Origin of the sequence: Bradyrhizobium sp. CCBAU 25360 (assembly GCF_028128695.1) — a bacterium.
GTDB classification, from domain to species: Bacteria; Pseudomonadota; Alphaproteobacteria; order Rhizobiales; family Xanthobacteraceae; genus Bradyrhizobium; species Bradyrhizobium ottawaense.
The window spans coordinates 323,706-343,211 of record NZ_LBJA01000001.1; the positions used below are offsets into that span (position 1 = coordinate 323,706).

At 63.2% G+C, this 19,506-nt stretch carries 18 protein-coding genes and 1 pseudogene; 7 read left to right on the forward strand and 12 right to left on the reverse strand.

The annotated features are described in order from the left end of the window. The 3 genes from XH81_RS01360 to XH81_RS01370 are packed head-to-tail and all read left to right on the forward strand — an operon-like array spanning position 1 to position 3,608. Positions 1–1,527 (forward strand): class I adenylate-forming enzyme family protein, encoded by a 1,527-nt coding sequence (locus XH81_RS01360; RefSeq protein ID WP_028142591.1) that lies wholly within the window; start codon positions 1–3, stop codon positions 1,525–1,527. Then, on the forward strand, positions 1,524–2,612 hold the full coding sequence (locus XH81_RS01365) for an NAD/NADP-dependent octopine/nopaline dehydrogenase family protein (protein WP_028142592.1): 1,089 nt from the start codon (positions 1,524–1,526) through the stop codon (positions 2,610–2,612). Before XH81_RS01360 ends, XH81_RS01365 begins: the two co-directional genes overlap by 4 nt. Before the next feature lie 3 nt (positions 2,613–2,615). Then, complete coding sequence (locus XH81_RS01370; protein WP_028142593.1) at positions 2,616–3,608, forward strand: 3-hydroxybutyryl-CoA dehydrogenase; 993 nt, start codon at positions 2,616–2,618, stop codon at positions 3,606–3,608. On the opposite strand, the gene XH81_RS01375 is transcribed toward XH81_RS01370, so the two are convergent. The 6 genes from XH81_RS01375 to XH81_RS01400 form a co-directional block, all read right to left on the reverse strand. After that, complete coding sequence (locus tag XH81_RS01375) at positions 3,605–4,651, reverse strand: peptidase M29 (RefSeq protein ID WP_028142594.1); 1,047 nt, start codon at positions 4,649–4,651, stop codon at positions 3,605–3,607. The genes XH81_RS01370 and XH81_RS01375 overlap by 4 nt on opposite strands. A 35-nt stretch (positions 4,652–4,686) precedes the next feature. Continuing rightward, positions 4,687–5,451 carry an ABC transporter permease gene (locus tag XH81_RS01380; protein ID WP_246553911.1) on the reverse strand — a complete coding sequence of 255 codons (765 nt, stop codon included), beginning with the start codon at positions 5,449–5,451 and terminating at the stop codon, positions 4,687–4,689. Further along, positions 5,451–6,236 (reverse strand): ABC transporter permease, encoded by a 786-nt coding sequence (locus tag XH81_RS01385; RefSeq protein WP_028142596.1) that lies wholly within the window; start codon positions 6,234–6,236, stop codon positions 5,451–5,453. Before XH81_RS01385 ends, XH81_RS01380 begins: the two co-directional genes overlap by 1 nt. Beyond that, positions 6,233–7,078, reverse strand: coding sequence for an ABC transporter ATP-binding protein (locus XH81_RS01390; protein ID WP_049801790.1), 846 nt, complete (start codon positions 7,076–7,078; stop codon positions 6,233–6,235). Before XH81_RS01390 ends, XH81_RS01385 begins: the two co-directional genes overlap by 4 nt. Positions 7,079–7,202: 124 nt before the next feature. Continuing rightward, the gene (gene ilvD / locus XH81_RS01395; protein ID WP_028142598.1) at positions 7,203–8,897 is read right to left on the reverse strand and encodes a dihydroxy-acid dehydratase; all 1,695 of its coding nucleotides are present in this window, start codon (positions 8,895–8,897) and stop codon (positions 7,203–7,205) included. A gap of 74 nt (positions 8,898–8,971) precedes the next feature. Further along, entirely contained in the window at positions 8,972–9,952 is a 981-nt protein-coding gene (locus XH81_RS01400; RefSeq protein ID WP_028142599.1) for an ABC transporter substrate-binding protein, read from the reverse strand. A 168-nt stretch (positions 9,953–10,120) separates the two neighbouring features. Between XH81_RS01400 and XH81_RS01405 the strand changes: the two genes are divergently transcribed. Then, positions 10,121–11,029 carry an NAD(P)-dependent oxidoreductase gene (locus tag XH81_RS01405; RefSeq protein WP_028142600.1) on the forward strand — a complete coding sequence of 303 codons (909 nt, stop codon included), beginning with the start codon at positions 10,121–10,123 and terminating at the stop codon, positions 11,027–11,029. Positions 11,030–11,054: 25 nt separating this feature from the next. Here XH81_RS01405 and XH81_RS01410 read toward each other — a convergent pair whose 3' ends face one another. The 5 genes and pseudogenes from XH81_RS01410 to XH81_RS38540 all read right to left on the reverse strand — a co-directional run. Next, positions 11,055–11,618 (reverse strand): flavin reductase family protein, encoded by a 564-nt coding sequence (locus XH81_RS01410; protein WP_028142601.1) that lies wholly within the window; start codon positions 11,616–11,618, stop codon positions 11,055–11,057. A gap of 9 nt (positions 11,619–11,627) precedes the next feature. Further along, positions 11,628–12,833 carry an acyl-CoA dehydrogenase family protein gene (locus tag XH81_RS01415; protein ID WP_028142602.1) on the reverse strand — a complete coding sequence of 402 codons (1,206 nt, stop codon included), beginning with the start codon at positions 12,831–12,833 and terminating at the stop codon, positions 11,628–11,630. Between the two features lie 151 nt (positions 12,834–12,984). Further along, positions 12,985–14,253: a CaiB/BaiF CoA transferase family protein gene (locus XH81_RS01420; protein ID WP_028142603.1), complete on the reverse strand. Its 1,269-nt coding sequence runs from the start codon at positions 14,251–14,253 to the stop codon at positions 12,985–12,987. 240 nt (positions 14,254–14,493) lie between these two features. Continuing rightward, positions 14,494–14,922 (reverse strand): GNAT family N-acetyltransferase, encoded by a 429-nt coding sequence (locus XH81_RS01425; protein ID WP_028142604.1) that lies wholly within the window; start codon positions 14,920–14,922, stop codon positions 14,494–14,496. A gap of 403 nt (positions 14,923–15,325) precedes the next feature. Next, positions 15,326–15,946: pseudogene (locus tag XH81_RS38540) on the reverse strand (PBSX family phage terminase large subunit); the annotation flags it as partial. Between the two features lie 1,044 nt (positions 15,947–16,990). On the opposite strand from XH81_RS38540, the gene XH81_RS01435 reads away from it, so the two are divergent. Beyond that, a complete protein-coding gene (locus XH81_RS01435; protein ID WP_028142606.1) occupies positions 16,991–17,686 on the forward strand; it encodes a hypothetical protein in 696 nt (231 codons plus the stop codon). A 146-nt stretch (positions 17,687–17,832) separates the two neighbouring features. On the opposite strand, the gene XH81_RS01440 is transcribed toward XH81_RS01435, so the two are convergent. After that, on the reverse strand, positions 17,833–18,171 hold the full coding sequence (locus XH81_RS01440; protein ID WP_028142607.1) for a hypothetical protein: 339 nt from the start codon (positions 18,169–18,171) through the stop codon (positions 17,833–17,835). A 561-nt stretch (positions 18,172–18,732) separates the two neighbouring features. On the opposite strand from XH81_RS01440, the gene XH81_RS01445 reads away from it, so the two are divergent. Both XH81_RS01445 and XH81_RS01450 read left to right on the forward strand, forming a co-directional pair. Continuing rightward, complete coding sequence (locus XH81_RS01445; protein ID WP_028142608.1) at positions 18,733–18,933, forward strand: hypothetical protein; 201 nt, start codon at positions 18,733–18,735, stop codon at positions 18,931–18,933. A gap of 149 nt (positions 18,934–19,082) precedes the next feature. Continuing rightward, a complete protein-coding gene (locus XH81_RS01450; RefSeq protein ID WP_028142609.1) occupies positions 19,083–19,427 on the forward strand; it encodes a response regulator in 345 nt (114 codons plus the stop codon). Positions 19,428–19,506: the final 79 nt, after the last annotated feature.

Consider the following 19,506-nt stretch of genomic DNA (forward strand, 5'->3'; position numbering starts at 1 on the left):
GTGGACCTCTGCAGTCTGATCGATCGCAACGCGGCGTTCGCGCCAGACAAGACAGCCATTGCCTTCGAAGGGGAACGGCTGAGCTATGCGGCGTTCGCCGCGCGCATCGAACGCACCGCGACGGCATTGAAACAGGAGCTCGGCGTCGGCCGCGGCGACCGCGTCGCCATCCTGAGCCTGAACCGACCCGACTATCTTGTTCTGCTCTACGCCTGCGCGCGGCTGGGTGCGATGCTCGTGCCGCTGAACTGGCGGCTGGCGGTCGCCGAGCAACTCTTCATTCTCGCCGATGCGAGCGCCAAGGTGCTGGTGCTCGAGCGGGCCTTCGAGGGAGTTCTCCACGAGCTTGCGCCGGGGACGTCCGTTGTCGGCCTCGACTTCACGCCACCTCGCGGCACGACATTCGAAAGCCTGCTCGCGCGCAGCGACGGCGCCGGCCGAAATCCGCACACGGATCTCTCCTGCCCGCTGCTGATCGTCTACACATCGGGGACAACCGGGCGGCCGAAAGGCGCGGTGCTGCGCCAGGAGGCGCTGTTCTGGAACGGCGTCATGAGCCAGCACATGCACAACATGACGTCCGACGATCACGTGCTCACCGTGCTGCCGTTCTTCCACGTCGGCGGCCTCAACATCCAGACCACGCCGGCGCTGCAACTTGGCGCGACCGTCACGGTCCATGCGCGCTTCGCGCCGGAGACCGCGCTTGCGGCCATCGAACAGGAGCGGCCGACACTCACGGTCATGGTGCCTGCGATCATCCAGGCGGTGAGCGAGCATCCCGCCTGGACCGCCACCGATCTTTCGTCACTCAAAGCCGTCGCCACCGGCTCGACCATCGTGCCTCCGCATCTGATCGAGCGTTTCGTCGCCCGCGATGTGCCGGTGCTTCAGGTCTACGGCTCGACGGAAACCTGCCCGATCGCCGTCTACACGCGGCTTGGCGGCGACCTCTCGCGTGCGGGATCGACCGGACTTGCCGGCCTGTGCTGCGAAGCGAAGGTGGTCGATCATTCCGGCAATGAGGTGCCAGCGGGCACGCCGGGCGAGATCGCGGTGCGCGGACCCAATGTGTTCTTCGAATATTGGGGCAACGAGGCGGCAACGCGCGACGCATTGCACGACGGCTGGTATCGCACCGGCGACATCGGCCTGTGCGACGCCGACGGCTATTTCTGGGTGCGCGACCGCAAGAAGAACATGATCATTTCGGGGGGAGAGAACGTCTACCCGGCCGAGGTCGAGCGCGTCCTGCTCGAACATCCCGATGTCAGCGAATGCGCCGTGATCGGCCGGCCGGACCCGCGCTGGGACGAGGTGCCGATCGCTTATGTCATCCCCCGATCCGGCTGCCGGCCCGAAGCGAACGAGCTGAGAGCCCATCTCCAGGCGCAACTCGCCCGCTACAAGGTGCCACGCGATATCGTCTTCGTCGCCGACCTGCCGCGCACCGCACTGGGGAAGGTCCAGCATTTCCTGCTGAAGCAGCTTGATGCGCAGTCCCGCGCGCAAGGAGAAGCATCTTGAAGATTGCAGTTCTCGGTGGGGGAAACGGCTCCTTCGCGGCCGCCGGCGATTTTGCGCTGTCGGGGCATGAGGTGCGGCTCTGGCGCCGCGATGCCGGTCAGGTCGCGGCACATCGCGCCGCCGGCTCGCGCATCCTGGTCAAGGATCACAACGGCCGCCACGACGTGACGCTCGCGCTGGTCACGACGGATATCGCCGAGGCCGTCAACGGCACGGAGCTGATCCTGTGCCCCGCTCCTGCCTTCGCACAGACTGATATCGCTCGCCTGCTCGCCCCGCATCTGCGGGACGGTCAGGTCGTATTCTTGCCGCCGGCGACATTCGGCTCGATGATCTTCGCAGAGGCTGCGCGGGAAGCTGGGAACCAGGCCAGGGCAAGCTTTGCCGAAACCGGTACACTGCCGTGGCTCACCCGCAAGCACGGACCGTTCGAGGTCGCGATCACCATCCGCGCCAAGCGGCTTCCAGTCGGCGTGTTCCCGCTCGACCGGGCACCGCATGCGCTCGAAGTCATCGGACGCGCTTTCCCCGATACGATCGAGCCGTGCGGAGACGCGCTGTCCGGGGCGCTGATGAATGCAGGACCCATCATCCATCCGCCGCTGATCGTGATGAATGCCGGTCCAATCGAACATTTCGAGCGCTGGGACATTCATAAGGAAGGCACGCAAGCCGCGATCCGGCGGGTGACCGACGCGCTCGACGCAGAACGCATCGCGGTGCGCGAGGCACTTGGTTACGGTGCACCGCATTTCCCGCTCGCTCATCACTATGCGAAAGAGGGCGAGATCTGGATGTATGGCCGCGGCTCACACGACCGGCTGACGGATTCAGGGGACTGGCGCGAACGGATCGTGCTGACGGAGCATCGCTATATGCGTGAGGACCTGCGGCTTGGGCTGTCGCTGCTCGTCTCCGTCGCAGGCCTGGCGGGCGTGGCCACGCCGCTGGCCAAAGCGTTCCTGTCGATCGGCGGCGCGGTCTGCGGCGAGGATTTTGCGCAAGGTGGCCGAACGCTTGAGACGCTAGGGCTCGACAATCTCAGCAAGGCTGAATTGCAGACGCTGCTTCGCAATGGATTTTGACCGATGACCAATCGCGCCAATATCGTCTGTCTGGGGGCGGGCCGCATGGGACGCGGCATCGCGGTCGCGTTTGCCTACGCTGGCCATCAGGTCACAATGATCGACGTCAAGGCCCGTAGCGCAGAAGACTTCGCCAAGCTTGAGGCCGACGCGCTCGGCGAGGTCACGAAGACCTTTGCCAGCCTGTCCAAGCTGGGGCTGCTGACGGAGGCCGATGTCGATCCGCTCATCGCGCGCGTCTCGGTGGTGCCCGCCAGCCAGAGCGGGGCAGCGCTATCCGAGGCCGGAATGGTTTTCGAAGGGGTTCCAGAGGTCGTCGAGCTCAAGCGCGAGGTGCTGGGGTCAGCCTCACGGCAGGTCCGACCCGACACGATCATGGCATCGACGACGTCGACCATCCTCGTCGATGATCTCTCCGGCGCGATCGTGAATCCTCGGCGCTTCCTCAACGTGCATTGGCTCAATCCGGCCTACCTGATCCCGCTGGTCGAGGTTTCGCCCGGCAGAGCCACCGACCCCGCCATCGTCGACGAGGTCAAGGGACTGCTCGAAGGCATCGGCAAGGTCCCGGTCGTCTGCGCGGCGACGCCCGGCTTCATCGTTCCGCGCATCCAGGCGCTGGCGATGAACGAGGCCGCACGCATGGTCGAGGAAGGCGTCGCCAGTGCCGATGAGATCGACAAGGCGATCCGCTACGGTTTTGGGTTCCGCTACGCCGTGCTCGGACTGCTCGAGTTCATCGACTGGGGTGGCGGCGATATCTTGTACTACGCCAGTCGCTATCTCGAAGGCGCGCTCGGCAGCGACCGCTACCGCGCGCCGGACGTCATCTCACGCAACATGCATGAAGGCAGGATCGGCTTGCGCACGGGTGCCGGCTTCCTCGACTATTCGGGCATGGACGTTGACGCCTATCGCGTAAGACGGCTTCAGGCCATGGTGGATCTGCTCCGCCACTTCGACCTGGCTCGCCCACCCGTGCTCGACCGCAACTAGCCGAAGACGTCCTGCAACACGCCTTCGCGAACGACCGCGACGCCATCGAGCTCGATGGTCGTTCCCATCATCGGCAGGTCGAAATGCCCCGCCGTGTAGCGGCCGGCGAATTCGTTGGCACCGGTCGAGAACAGGAAATTGCCGGAGACGGCCCGAATCTCGGTGCCATTGGTGTCGCGCTGGTCGTACATCGACAGCGCTTCATAGCGCGCACCGGGGTTCATGCCGAAACCGACATGCGAGACGGCATAAGCCTCGCGATCGCCCCAGGCAGCAAGATAGGCGCGCATCATCGCGGCATCCGTGCCCTCGCCTTCCAGCTCGACGACATAGTCATCTTTCAAGGTCATCTTCACGGGTGATGTGAGGTAGCGTTTGAAAGTGAGATTGATGTCGCCCGGCGCCATCACCAGCGTGCCGTTGATCGTCCCGCTCTTGGGGAAGCTGACGACGATTCCACCGGGCCAATGCGCCAGCGTGCCGGGCTTGTCGGTCCAGCCCCACACACCGACCGTGGACGCGCCGACCATGTCGACATCCAGCGCCGTGCCGGCCTTCGACGTCACCCGCATCCGCTTGGTCCCCCGCAACATCTTGGCCGCCGCACGAACGCGCTTCTCGAGCGCGGGATCCGGCACCATCCGCTCCAGCGCCTCGGGATGCTCGTTGGAGATCACCAGGATCCGCGCGCCGGCCTTGAGGATCTCCGGCGTCTCCACCGCATGCATCAGGCCCTCGATGGTGCAATCCACCACGAAGCCGGCCTGCTGAAGCGCGGTAATGACCGGACCAAGCTTCTGGATCGCCTCGCTCGCCCCTGTCGAGCGAACCGGAACGATATTCCGATTGCGCGGTGTCGGCATGACCACGTGAAACGGCCGGGCACCCATGCGCAGCAGCGCGAGCTCCGCCAGATGCACATTCAACGCACGCGACTGGGTTTCCGACAGGATCGCCGCGGTATCGCCGGCCTTGACGGCGCAACGTTCAAAGATCTCGCAGAATGCGTCGATCCATTTTGCCTCGATGCGATCAGCCAGCATGGTTCACTCCCGGTCTTCTGTTCTTCTTGGTCAGTTCACGCCTCGGGAAAGCCCCGCAGCAGGTACGAGCGTAGCGCCCCGAGCAGGCCATTCAGGATCAGGCCCAGCAGCGAGATCGTGATCAGCGGTACGAACATATCGACGGCCTGGAAAGTTCGCGCCGCTGTCACGAGCGCATGCCCCAATCCGTCCGTCGACGTGATCATCTCGGCCAGAAACACCACGATGCAGGAAATGACAAGCCCGATCCGGCATCCGGTCAGGATCGACGGCATCGCCGCCGGCAGCACCACCTTGAAGAGGATTTCGTAGCGCGGCGTTCCCGCCGCCATCGCCGACCAGATCAGCTTCTGCTCGACGGTCGATGCACCGTAATAGGTCGAGAGCAGAATGGGAAAGAGCGCGTCCGCGGCCACCAATGTGATCTTCGACCCGTGGCCGAATCCGAGCAAAAGCAGGAGTGCCGGATAGAGCGCGACCTTGGGCAGCGGGGCCAATACGCGCACGATCGGCCGAACCACGGCGTTGATCGCCGGATTGGCGGCGGCGGCAATGCCGATACTGACACCCAGCACGACCGCAATCGCGAACCCTGCAAACAGCCGGATCAGAGTTGCCGCGATCTCCTGCTGAAACGTCCACGTCACGAGCTGCTGGAGCAGCCGGCCGAAGACGAAGCCCGGCGGCGGCAGCAAGACCGCGGGCGCGAAGCCGAACGACACCAGGCCTTGCCACAACGCAATGACCAGCACGATCGGGGCAATCCCAAGAAGGACGTTTGCGGAGAGAATGCGCGACATCACGAAAAGCTCAGCGGCATGTCGAACTGAGGCTCGGACCAACGCACGAGCCTGGCACGAACCCTTTCAAAAATCGCGTCGAGGCAGATTCCCATCGCGCCCACGATGATGATCATCGCAAAGACGGTGTCGTACTGACCCATGTCGAGCGCATTGAACAGGATGTTGCCGGCGCCGGACTGGCGGGCGATCATCTCGCTGGTGATCATCGTGATCAACGCCAGCACCAGTCCCGTGCGGCAGCCGGTCAGGATCTCCGGCAGCGCCGCGGGCAACACGATCCGCACCAGGCGTTGCGCCGGCGAAAGCCCCATCGCGGCACCCGACCACAGCATCTTCTCTTCGACAGCCTTGGCACCCTCGAAGCTGTGATAGATCACGGGGAGGCTGACGCCCAGAAAGATCACCAATGTCTTGGTGACGTCGCCGACGCCCAGCCAAAGCATGATGATCGGCATCAAGGCGGCCTTCGGCACCGGATAAATCACCATCAGGAGCGGATTGAAAAAGGCCGCGACGCCGCGGCTGCGTCCCATCAACAGGCCCAGCGGAATCGAAACCAGCACCGCCACACCGAACCCGATCGCCATGCGGCGAAGCGAGGCCAGGATGTTGATGAGGGATTCCTTGTCGCCGAGAATATCCGGAATTGCCCGGATCGCCTCGGTTGCCGTCGGGAAGCTGTCGTTCTTCAGCGCAAGCGACGCAACCTGCCACACGGCCAGCAACCCGATGCAGGCCAGCACCGGAGCGGCCCGTCTGATCAAGGTGGCTGACGACATCATGAGGCAGGCCCGGCTTCGTCGCTTTCATCGAACATGCGCTCGATATCGACGACGTATTTCTGATAGCGCGGGTCGAGCAACAGCTCGTTGCGGCGGCGCGGTCGCGGCAGATCGATGTCGATGACCTCGCGGATGCGGCCGGGCGATTTCGACATCATCACGACTTTATCCGAGAGAAAGACGGCTTCGTCTACCGAATGGGTGACGAACAGCACCGTCTTGCGGTCGCGCTCCCAGATGTTGAGAAGGTCGTTCTGCAGGCGCGTCCTTGTGTGCGCGTCGAGCGCGCCGAACGGCTCGTCCATCAGCAGAACTTCGGGATGGTAGGCGAGCGTCCGCGCCAGCGCCACGCGCTGCTTCATGCCGCCCGACAATTCCTTGGGGTAGAAACTCTCATAGCCCTTGAGGCCAACCATCTCGATCAGGGCCCGGCTCTGCGCTTCCGCCTCGGCGGCGCGCACACCTTGCTGACGCGGGCCGTACATCACATTGCCCAGCACGGTCTTCCAGGGGAACAGCGCAAATTCCTGGAACACCGGTCCGCGATCCGGACCGGGCCCCGTGATCGCATGTCCCTTGATCTTCGCCGAGCCGCTGGTCGGGCTGACAAAACCACCGACGATATAAAGCAGTGTCGACTTGCCGCAGCCGGACGGCCCGAGGATGGAGACGAAGGCGCCCTCCTCGATCGTCAGCGAGATGTCGGAAAGCGCCACATGATCCTTGCGCGCCGAGGTCTGAAAGACCTGCGAGACGCGGTCGATCTCGATGATCGCAGAAGCCGGCTCTTGTGATCTCACCGGTCTCACCCATTCGCTCGATCTCGCAGGCACTACCGTCATCCCGTCTCTCGCCTCACTCGCGCGAACATTTCTCGACGAACCCGCTGAACGTTCTCGGTCAGCGGCACGAGCTTAGCTAAGAAACCTGCCAGACAGGCGGTCGTTTTCGGTCCCGTGCGGTGCGTCATTCGAACCACGGCCATTCTGCCGGGCCTTCATGCGTCACGGCTCCACCCGGCGCCTGCCCAACCAGCCGCGCATACTTTGCAAGCGCGCCTGCCCGGTGACGCGGCGGACGTTGCTTCCAATCTCGTCGCCGCGCTGTGAGTTCCTGCTCATCGAGCAGCACATCCATCCGCCGGTTTGCGGCATCGATCCGGATCCTGTCACCATCGCGAACGAGTGCAAGCGGACCACCAACAAATGCTTCGGGGGCTACGTAGCCGATGCACATGCCGCGGGTCGCGCCAGAGAACCGGCCATCGGTGATCAGCGCGACCTTTTCACCCATGCCCTGCCCGTAGATCAGTGCAGTGACGCCAAGCATCTCGCGCATGCCCGGACCGCCGACCGGTCCCTCATTGCGGATGACCAGGACCTCGCCTGCCTTGTAGCTGCGGTCACGAACCGACGCGACGCAGGCTTCCTCATCCTCGAAAACGCGCGCCACGCCTTCGAAGAATTGACTCTTCAAACCTGCGACCTTGATCACCGCACCGTCGGGACAGAGATTTCCCTTCAGCACCGCTACGCCGCCGTCAGGCATGATCGGCGCGCGGGCCGCATACACAACTTCTCCATCGGGTGCGTTGGCGGCGCCATACTCTTCGGCAAGTGTGCGGCCGGTGATGGACAAGCAGCTGCCATCGACATGCCCGCTCTGGATCAGCTCACGGATCACGACCGCCGCACCGCCGATGTCGTAGACATCCTTTGCCGTGTATTTGCCCCCGGGCCGCAGATTTCCGATCAACGGCGTCCTGGCGAAGACCTCGCCCACATCATCGATCGTGAATGCAATGCCGGCCTCGTTGGCGATTGCGGGCAGATGCAGCGCGGCGTTGGTCGAGCCACCCGTTGCGGCAACGATCGCCGCACCGTTCTCCAGGGACTTGCGCGTCACGATGTCGCGCGGCAACGGTCCGCCGCGTTCCAGCATCTCCATGATCAGGCGTCCGGCGCGGCGCGATATCTGCGCACGCTCTGCATAGACACCGGGCACCATCGAGACGTTGGGAATGGTCAGGCCCATCGCCTCCGAGACCATTCCCATGGTGTTGGCGGTGAACTGGCCGGCGCAGGCGCCGATCGTCGGCAAGCAGGCACGCTCGATCCGCTCCAGCGTGGCGCCGTCGATCTCACCAGTCATGAAGCTGCCGACAGCCTCATAGGAATCGAGCACCGTCAGCGTGCGCCCATCCACGCGGCCCGGCAGCGCGCTGCCGCCGTAGATGAAGATTGAGGGCACGTTGCAGCGAACCATGCCCATCATCACGCCGGGAAGCGTCTTGTCACATCCGCCGTATCCGATCAGCGCGTCGTAGGCCAGACCGTGGACGACGGCCTCGATCGAGTCGGCGATCAGTTCACGCGAAAACAACGAGAACTTCATTCCCTCATGGTTCATGCTGATGCCGTCGGAGACCGACACCGTCGAGAATTCGCGCGGCGTGCCGCCAGCCTCTTCGATACCCGTCTTGGCCGCCGCCACCTGAAAATCGTGTGTCATGTTGCAGGGCGTCTGCTCGCCCTTCATGCTGACGACGCCCACCATCGGCTTGGCAATCGCAGCGTCGTCGAGCCCCATCGCGCGCATGAATGCGCGGTGCGGAGCCCGGTCGAGGCCGTCTGTGGTGACGCGTGATCGCAACTTCTTCATACGTGCATCTTCTTCGTGCTTCGTCCCGGATCATCCAGGACGCCGCACGCTCCTCGTTAGGATCGTTCGCTCGCCTATTGCAGCGGCGCGACGATCGTCGGATGCTTGAACTGCGCCACATCCAGTTTCGGCAGCATTCCGGTCTCGGCGTAGATGTCCAGCATCTTCTGGATCGCCGGGAAGTTCGGCGCCGCACCTGGATCACGGCCGAAATCGTTGTCCTTGAGCAGGTATGTCTCGAGCACCGGGATGGGCGCCTTCAGCACCTCATTGACGACCTTGAGAGTCTCCTCGCGGTTGGCCAGCGCCTTCTTCATGCCCGAGGTGATATCGCGGACATAGGCCTTGACCAGTTCCGGGTTCTTGTCGACGAAATCGGCACGGCAAGCCTCCAGGATATGCACGATGTTCGGCATGGCCTGGGACAGCGAGAAGAGCTTCCTTGTGCCGCCCTTTGCCTCTGCCCGCGCGGCGAACGGCTGGTTCATGTTGACCGCATCGACGCGGCCTTGACGCAGCGCATCCTCGGAGACGGCAAAGCCGACCTCGACCAGCTTGATATCCTTGGTTGGATCGACGCCATTCTGCTTCAGGAGCAGGTTGAACGGGCCTTGCGTGCCGCCGCCGATCACGGAAATGCCGACCGTCTTGCCCTTGAGATCAGCGATCGTCTTGATGGGCGAGTCATCCAGGACAGCCCAATAGACCGAGAAGCCGCCGGGCTTCTCGAACACGTGCTGCGCCACGATGTAGGCTTTGAGATTGCCGCCGACCACACCATTGGCGAGCGACAGCGGAGCCTGCGTCGCGCAGTCCAGCGCGCCGGCTGCCAAGGCCTGCGTCATCGGTGCGGTGCCCTGGAATTGGGTCCATTCGATATTGTAGGTCTTGCCGAGATTGGGAAATTCAGCCGGGCGGCGCATCATCCAGTACTTTGATTCCTCGGCCGGGATCGTCCAACCGACGCGGATCGTCTGCTGCGCCCATGACGGGCTTGCCCCCGCGCTCACGGCGGCCGCCCCCAAAGCCAGGATCCATTTCGAAACGGTTCGCATCGTGCCCACTCCGCTGCTCCGGCGCCGACCGGCGCCACCCAACCCCGACCGGGCTCAAATCTTTCATGGTTCAAACAATCAGGCAAGCCATGCGAGCCCGGCGGTTTTGCCGTCCGACGCGCAATGTATGGTAAAGCCACGTCGCGCTGCGGCAGAAGGAGGCAACCTATGGCTGATGCGAGCAAGGCAAACCCGCAAGGCGTCGAGAGGCTCGGCTATCTCGGCCTTGGCCTGATGGGAACGCCGATGACCCGACGCCTGCTCAAGGCCGGCTATCAGGTCACTGTCTGGAACCGTTCGGAGGGCAAGGTGGCTCCGCTCGCCGAGGCCGGAGCCGGGCGCGCTGCCACGCCTCGTGATCTCCTGACGAACGCCGATATCGCCTTCATGTGCGTGACGGATGCCGCGGCCGTCGAGGAGGTGATCTTCGGGCCTGACGGGCTCGCGGCAGCGCCCGGCGCAGGCAAGCTTGTCGTCGACTTCTCGTCGATACATCCCGACGCCGCCCGCGATCTGGCAAAGCGACTGAAAGCCGCCAATGGCGCCGGCTGGATCGATGCACCGGTTTCCGGCGGAACGAAAGGCGCCGAGGAAGGTACCCTTGCGATCATGGCCGGCGGAGAAGCAGACGAGATCGAGAGGGTACGCCCTTACGTGCTGGCCATGGCGCGCAGGTTCACCCACATGGGCCCGACCGGAGCCGGCCAGACCACGAAACTCTGCAATCAGGTGATCGTGGGATGCGCGATGGCCGTCCTCGCGGAAGCCACGCGCCTGGCCGTCAACGCCGGTATTGACGCCAATCGCCTGCCCGAAGTGCTCGCCGGCGGCTTTGCGGACTCGATCCCGCTCCAGCTTTTCGTGCCCAGAATGGTGCAAGGCATTCACTCGCCACCGCTCGGTCACATTGCCACGATGCTCAAGGATCTCGATACGGTCGCCGACGTCGCGCAGGCGACATCGACACCGGTGCCGATGGCCTCTCTTGCGGGACAACTTTTCAGGCTCGCGAAGGCCGCGCGCGGCGCGGAAGCGGACGCACTGGAGATTTACAAACTTTCAGCGGCAGAGCGCTAAGCCGTCGAGCGAGATCTGAAGCACGTCAAGGCGACGTCTTGCGCTCGTCATCTGCGAGGAATCGGCCGAACGTCCCCCGCGCGAAGAGCAGCGGCTCCTTCGCACCGTAGGTATAGGCCTCGACCGCGCCGAGAAAGATCACGTGGTCGCCGCCATAATAGCGATTCACGGAGCGGCATTGAAAGTTGGCGACGCTCTCCGCAAGCACCGGCGCTCCGCCGAGGCCCGGCGCCCAGTCCACACCTGTGAACTTGTCGTCCGACGACTTGGCGAATTTTGTCGCAAGCGCCTGCTGCGAAGCACCAAGCACGTTGACGGTGAAATGGCTGGCATTCTGGAAGATGGTCAGACTGGAGGAATAGACGACCAGGCTCCACAGCACCAGCGGAGGGTTCAGCGAGACGGAGGCGAACGAATTACAAGTCAGCCCGTAGGGCTTGCCGTCAGGCGCTGCGGCCGTGATGATCGTCACGCCCGTTGCATAGGTTCCGAGCGCGTTGCGAAAGTCGCGAGGATCGATCGACGAGCTGTCGCTCGCGAACTCGTTGGCGGGATCGGGAGCGCCGGGCTGCTGCGGCAGATCATTCATCGGCCGGCCTCACAGCGTGAGATTTTCGGACGGCAGGCCCAGCGCCACCCGTCCATAGTTGGTCCCGGCCGCATCGAAGTTGAATGCGAGATGCGAGTTGATCGCGTGCGCATCGCGAAATTGCCGCTGCAACACGCCTGTCGTGAACAGACCGCGCGCGCCGCTCGCGGCAAACAGCATCGAGACCGCGTCCGTGCACAGGTTCACCGAAAAAGATCCGTCGCGCCGATAACGGGTCTTGGTCGCCATGCCGGGGATGTGACCAAGCCGCGCGTCCTCCATGGCATCGAGACACGCCGAGCGCATGATCAGGCGCGCGGCATCGATCTTCGCCGAGGCCTCCGCGATCTTGATCTGGGTGCTTTGAAAATCGCTCAATTTGGCCCGGTTGTAGGTTGAAATACGATGACGTGCGACCTCCGTATAATCGTCGAGGCACGCTTGCGCATTCCCCAGCGCGACACCGGAGAGGACGTATGGGAACAGCGAGAACACGGGCAGCGCATACAGCGGATTTGGATTGACCGTGCTTCCCGGCGTCGGGCCGCCTGAGAGGTCGCCGACGGCGACTGTCATATGGTCAGCCACGAAGACATCCCTGACCTCCACGTCGCAGGACCCGGTCCCGCGCAATCCCGCGACGTTCCATGTGTCCAGCACGTTGTAGTCGCCTTTTGGCAGCAGGAAGATGCGATACTCGATGCCGTCGGCCTCGTCGTCGGAGTAGACCACGCTTGCAAGCATGTTCCATTCGCAGGAGGCAACCCCGGAGGAGAATGGCCAGCTGCCGCGCAGCTGATAACCGCCCTCGACCCGCGTGGCGCGTCCGGCGGGAAAAATGAATGAGGATGCGATCAGCGCATCCGGATCACGGCCCCAGACCAGATCCTGCGCCTTCTGCTCGAACATGCCGAGCATCCAGTGATGGCTCGCCAGATTGGCGAGATTCCAGGCCACCGACGCATCCGCCTGTCCGAGCAGCTCAGCGCAGTCGACAAGAGCGACATAGTCGAGCTCGGCGCCGCCGATCCGTGCCGGTTGAAGCATCCGGAACAGGCCGGCTTCATGGAGGTCCATCTCGGTTTCCGACGGGAGATGCCGCAGCTCCTCCGTCCGCACCGCCCGCTCTCGTAGTCGCGGCACGAGGGCCCGGGCCTTCGCGATCATCGCCGCATAGGCGCGTTCGCCGGCTTCCGGCCCGGTGGGCTGACCCATGCTCGGCTTTCGACCAGGCGCCATTCGCTTCCCTCACTTTGGCGTATTTATGCGGCCGGCCCCTTACCAAATCAAGCCAATGCAGCAGGCATCACGAAGCATCGATTCACATACCGCGTGACGCCTGTTGCCAGGGACTGACGGCTCCGGCTTAAACCGGAGTAGAGGGCTTGCCCGGGCCAAATACGCCCTTCCGGGTAAACTCCGCGATCCGACGTTCGTCATAGCCGAGCATGCTGCGCAAGACGTCCTCGGTATGCTCGCCTAACAGCGGGGCCGCAACGGGATCGATCGCGGCGGTCAGGCTCATGGTAATCGGCGGCTCGATGTTGGGCACCCATTCCGCTGTACGGTGCGGAATGCGGCTCAAGCGATGGCGCTCGCGAGCCTCTGGCGCATTGAACCCCTCCTCGACCGTCCGGAGATAGCCGACCGGAATATTGGCCAGCTTCATTTTCGCCATCCAGTTCTCGAGCGTATCGCTGGCAAAGACCTCCGCAATGGCTGCCCGCAAAAGCTCCTTGTTCTCGGAACGGGCCTTGCGCGAGGCAAACTGCGGATCGGTGATGAGATCAGGCCGGTTCAGCACCTCGACCACGAGCCGGCGATACAGCCGATCGTTGGCGCAGGCCATGTAGAGCGGCCCATCGGAGGCCTCATAGACGCCGACGGTGGGAGACCCACTCGGCGAATTGCCGAACCGGCCGGGGTTTTCGCCATTGATGAGATACGCCATGCCGTAGAAGCCGGTCATCCCCATCGCAACGTCGAACAAGGCGACTTCGACGTGCTGCCCGCGGCCAAGCCGGTCCCGGGCCAACAGCGCGAGCAGGATGGCGTTACAGGCAGACATCCCCGTCGCCATGTCCACGATGGGAGGGCCGGTACGAACCGCCGGACCGTCGGCAAATCCGTTGAGCGACATGAAGCCGCTCTCCGCCTGCGTGATGGGATCGAAGCCGGGGCGGGAGGCGAACGGTCCGGAGCGTCCGTAGGCGGAGATCGAGCAATAGACCAGCCGGGGATTGAGCGGGGCGACCGCGTCATAGTCGAGCCCGAACTTCTTCATGACCCCGCTCGAAAAATTCTCCACGACCACATCCGCCTTGCGGATCAGATCCAGCGCGATCTCGCGGGCCTCTGGCACGGCAAGGTCGAGCGCAATGCCGCGCTTGTTGCGGTTCAGGCTGAGATAGGCGGCGCTTTCGCCGCCAATTTCGGCGTGTTCATAGGCGCGTGTGTCGTCGCCGCCGTCGGGATTTTCGATCTTGATGACCTGCGCGCCAAAATCGGCAAGCGTCTGCGTGCAGGCCGGGCCGGCGACGACACGCGTGAAATCGATGACCAGCAGACCGTCGAGCGCACTCGGCCCTTCCATCGCTCGCGACGAACGTTCCGGCAATTGAGGCTTGGTCGGCATCGATAGCGCTCCCTTACATCGGCTTATGGCCGCCGAATTTCCTGCAAGAGCAAACTTAAAGCCCGGCGCCGCCAACTTCGCAAGGGCCTCGCTCGCTTCACCTGAAACGCAAAAACGGCCCGGCAGCGTCAAGCTGCCGGGCCGTCAGATATTTGAGCGTATGGAGGCTGCGCGCATCCTGCGCAGCAAATCTAGTCCGAGAAGGTCACGTTCCGCATCACGGGAAACCACTCCAATTGCTCAGCGCAGCCACTTTCGCCAATAAAGCGTATGCGACCAGGCCCAGGGCGATTCGGGCTCGTACAGCCGATAACCCGCATGGATGAAATTATTGGCAGATACGGGATTGTCCGTCGTATCGGAGACGATGCTGTCCCATCCCAGACGCCGCCCTCGCGCCTCGATCGCTCGCATCAGCCTGAGTTGAAGTCCCCGTCCCCAATGCCGCTGCAAGACGCCGACCCGACAAAAATATCCACTTCTTCGCGCATGCGTCGACGGCACGACGCCGGCGAAGGCAACCGCGTCATCATCGTGATAGGCGAGCCACCACGACCCCGATTCGAACTGCGGCAGGGCCGCCCCACCGAAGAATGTCAGCCGGTGCAAATCGCCGAGAATCTCGGCAGTCTCATCATCGTCCGCATCGACGATACGAATTCTGTACATGGAATACCTATTGGCGGGGTAATCGGGAGTGCGCGACCTGCGACTCCGTAGCGGTCGAGGCTCACTTGCCCAGCACGACCTTGACACCGAGCCAGACCGCACCCATCAGCCCGGTCGCAATGACTGTGATCACCGCCTTGAAGGTGTAGCTCTGCGCTTGTTCCACGCTCATTCGCCAGCGCCGCAGGTGCTGGAAGTCAGCTCTGATCTCGCTGCCCACCCACTGCACGATCCACATCGTGAAAGCATCCGCCGCAGCACCGGCTCCGCCGATGTCGATGAAGGCACGGAGCGGAAGCAGAGGATCGGCGGAGACTTTTCCGATCCGCCCCCCGGCACGCGCCTCCGACAGCAGCGAGGCGAAATAGGCGCCCTCGAAGGCGCGGGCATACTCGCCCTCCCAGATGTGGTCGTAGCGCTCGGGGTAGAGCTTTTGATCCAGCAACCGCTCCTCCCCGAGCACGTCCGGAAACCAGGGATTGTCGCGCCAGTTCGCCTTGACGACCATGGCTCCGTCGGGCTTGCGCCCGCGCAGAAAGTCGTCGATTGCATCGCTCTTGCGGCGCGGATTCCAGCTCGCCCAGAGTTCGGAGTCCTTGGCGCGGATCGTCGGCCGCAGCAGCGCGAGGCTGCGCGCGCTCAAGGATTGCGCCTCGTCGATCCAGGCGATGCGAAATCCCTCCAATGACTTGATCGAGTCGGCCGTGTGATCCTGAAGCCCGCGGAAGATAATGAGCCCGTCGCCGGGCGTCTCGATCTTGTCACTGAACAGCTTGAAGCCGTGGCCAAGGCGCAGGCTCGAGATCTTGCCTTCGATCAGACGCTTGGAAGATTGCGCCAGCGAACGCTGCGCCTCGCGAATGCAGACCGCGAGCGTACCGCGCTCGGCCTGGCAGGTCTCGACCAGGAGCTCGCCGAAGAAATGCGACTTTCCCGAGCCGCGTCCACCATAGACGCCCTTGTAGCGGGCGGGTTTCAGCAGCGGCTCGAAGATCTTGGCCGTCGGAATTTTCAGGATAGACAATGGATGCGCTCGCTCGCCCTAGGGCAGGCCGGTGCGCCTGCGCCACATCGCGGACCAGTCCTCGGTGTTTGGAGTTTCAAGTTGCCCTTGCTGAGTTTGATTGACGCCAACAGGAACGCCGCCTCTGGAAAGCGAAGGCCAGGTTCCGTATCGTCCTTCGAAGTCGTTTTGTAGCGAAGACGGAAACGAAGCGCCGGGCGGAGTAGCGGGCAGCGGTACGGGATCATTCGAGTTGAAGGCAGATCGCCCCGATTTTCCGGCAGGCATCCTCCTCAAAACCCGCACATCTTCGGGACGGGTCCCCGGCACCATATCCGCGTTTTGCAGATACCGCTGATACCCGGGAATGTAAGCCGGCGCGTCCCCCACTGATCATCACCGGCGCGCTCAACGACGCCATTCACGGGAGACCGCAATTCCGGGTGGTTCGTGTTCAGCCGCGCCTCTTGACCACCGACAAAATTGAAATCGATGCCCCGTGCGGGTTACTTGATCCGCGGGGCCTGCCTGTCGCCGCGCCGTATGGACTCGTAACGTGAGGCGAGATGCCCTCGACAGGTTGAAGAATACGTCGCATCATGTCGTCCCACATGTTGAAAATCCTTTTGAGAGCGCGAGAGCTTCACGCGAATTGACAAGCAGCTGTCCTCACCGTTTCGCTGGCGGGCGACGGCTTGCTCAACTCTCGCTGATCCACTAACTATTTCGCGCGCGGTGGCTTCGTGAAAGACATGCCGCATTCGCCGGGAATGAGGGGGCTTACGTGAACAGGGTTATTCGTCGCGCAATCGGCCAGCCTCTCTCCGCGGCTGCGCTGGTCGCTCTCGCACTTCCTGGCTTCGCGCAGGAACCGCCTGCTCCGACATTCGACAAATGGCGTCCCAAGGCCGGCGTCTACGCCGAACCCGGCAAGGATTTCCAGTCGAACTGCGATGACAGCGGCGGCCTTACGATCGATCTCGGCGAAAAGTCGGTCAGCGGTTACGAATGGGTCTGCGACGTCAAGAAAATCACCGATGTTGGCCCAGGCGCGCTGAAGGTTGAATGGTCTGCGACGATTACAATCTGGCGCAGAACCTTAACCCTCGCGACCCCAACTGGGAGAGCAGAAAATTCAACGAGATCATGTTCATCAAACGGCTCGATACGTCGGCGATCTCCGTCCAAAAGAGCCTGAATGGGAAGCTCAGGGATCCTCCCTGGCATGCGGCCTACTGCCCTCTGAAGACTCAGCGCTCGCTCGCTGAGGCCGCGCTGAGAGCCAAGGAAGAGGCCAAGCAGAAGGCCGAGGAAGCCAAGCGGAAGGCCGAACTAGAGCTCACTCTCAAGAGCGCTCATCCGCAAGATGGCGTCTACGCTGCAGTGGGGGCCGACTTCGAGGAACGTTGCGCGAAATTCAGCGACACGGTCGTTGCGTTCGCCAGGAAGTCGATCGTCACGGCCTCGAACAAGTGCGAGATCTTCCGCACCCGGGTTCAGCTTCCCGACACGGTCCGGATCGGCGCCGACTGCACATTGCAGCCGGCGTCAGACAGGGACGCCGTCAGCGTACAGAATGTGGACACGACTCCGGAACGCGAGAACCTGATGTTCAAGAAGATCGACGACAAGACCGTCATCCTCTGGATCATCAACAACGGACACTTCACCGGCGATGGCCGACACCTGTCCTATTGCAGCGACCAGGTGCAGCGCGCCTATGCCGGGCAGCGCCGGACCAGCAAGCAGAGCAAGAACTAGGACCGTCGGTATTGGAGTGTTTAGGTCGGGCAAAGGGGCACTTACGAAAGACCAAGGATAAGCAAGGATGGCGTTCTCTCGGCCGCATTCTCCACCCCGGCACCAAACGAAGGTCGAGCGAACACCAGATCGAGATATCCGGCATCTCAAGCCTTCGGACCGGCATCGCCCTCGACGGCGTCTTCCGGGCGCACGATGACGCGCTCGACCCGGTGGACCAATTCCGGCGCGCCGTCTTCGCCGTTCTCGACCGGTTGTGCGGCCTTGCCCCAGCCGCGATCGAGGATGGCGTTGGCCGCCGAAAGGCGCGCGGCCGGTGTCGCGTCATCGCTGCGCATGATGCCGACGAGAACCCTGAGGGCCGTCCTGGTGTGGCTGCGCGCCAGCGAGCGGATCTCGGTCAGGCTCCGCGCCCTCGACGTCTTCCTGGCCGCGGGCTTGGGGGACGGCTCGCTTGCAAGCTCGCATTCCGTATCCTCGCTCACGACAGCATCTCCCACAGCACGATTGCGACCAGGCCCGCGAGCGCGAGCGATATCAGATAGGCAGTCATCGATCCTCCCAGCGAAGAAAATGCGCGGCAGATCGCGCCAGGCGAGGCGCGATCGTTTCGGGCGCGAACCCTATCTCCGTGTCTTCCGGAGACCGCAGCGGCGCGGGCAATTGGCCCCAGCGCCGCGGGCCGGCACGTTCGCGCGTGCACGGCCGGCAATGGTACGGACGACGGCGCGCCGATCGGCGCTCCAGGTTTGACGAGTGCGTGGCCGTAATGCGCCGCCGCCGTCCGATCTCGAAAACCGAGACGAAAAAACCCGCGGCGGATGTGCTCCGCGCGGGTGAACCAAACTCGTCTCGATGATGTCACTATGCCGGTGTTTTGCCCGACGTGTCAAAGCCCCGTTGAAATGAAACAGCCCGCTGCGGATATTCTCCGCGCGGGCTGAACCAAACTTCTTTCGATGATGCCAACATACCGGTGTTTTGCCCGACGCGTCAAACGAACTTACCGGCCCGGCGAAAGTTAGCCGATCAGGAGGATCGGTGAGATGACATTTGAGATGACGTCACCAGAGACATCGCGAGAATTGCCCGGAGCCAAGCCGCGCATCGACAAGGAGCGCGAGCCGCAGGAGGCGATCATCGAAGACGCCGGCGAGACAAAGCAGAGCAATCGCGATCTCGTGCACGGCGATGGCGGCACCATCGACATTCCCGCCAAACCGGGCGATTTGTCGAAGGACGATTAGGCGGACCGGCGCCCGGCGGGCGTTTCGATAATGCCGTTCTGCCGATGTTTTGCCCGAAGTCTCGACATCCGTTTACGCGGCCGGGCCTTTGCTGGAACTTATCCGGCGAGAGGCGCGTTGAATGCTTCGTCAGAAGGAATGTTCCTGCGATGAGCCACACTGTCCTGGTTGTTGACGACGATCCCGCCGTCCTCGACGTGATCGTGGGCATGCTGGAAGATCTCGGCTGCGAGGTGATCAGCGCCCAAAGCGGCCCGGATGCACTCGGCCGGCTCGAGCAGAACCAGGACATCTCCATCCTCATCACCGATATCAACATGCCCGGCATGGATGGTCATGAACTGGCCGAGCTGGCCAAGCGCGTCCGCCCGGAGCTGAAGATGCTGCAATTGTCGGGTCGCGAGCCCCGGCGCGGCGGCCTTCCGATGATCAGGAAGCCGTTTTCGTTCGAGGAGCTCGCCGACATCATGCAGCGGACCACCGGCGTTTGCTGACCGTCCAATCCCGCAAAACAAAACCCGCCGCAGATCGCTCTGCGCGGGCTGAACCAAACTCTTTCGATGATGCCATCAT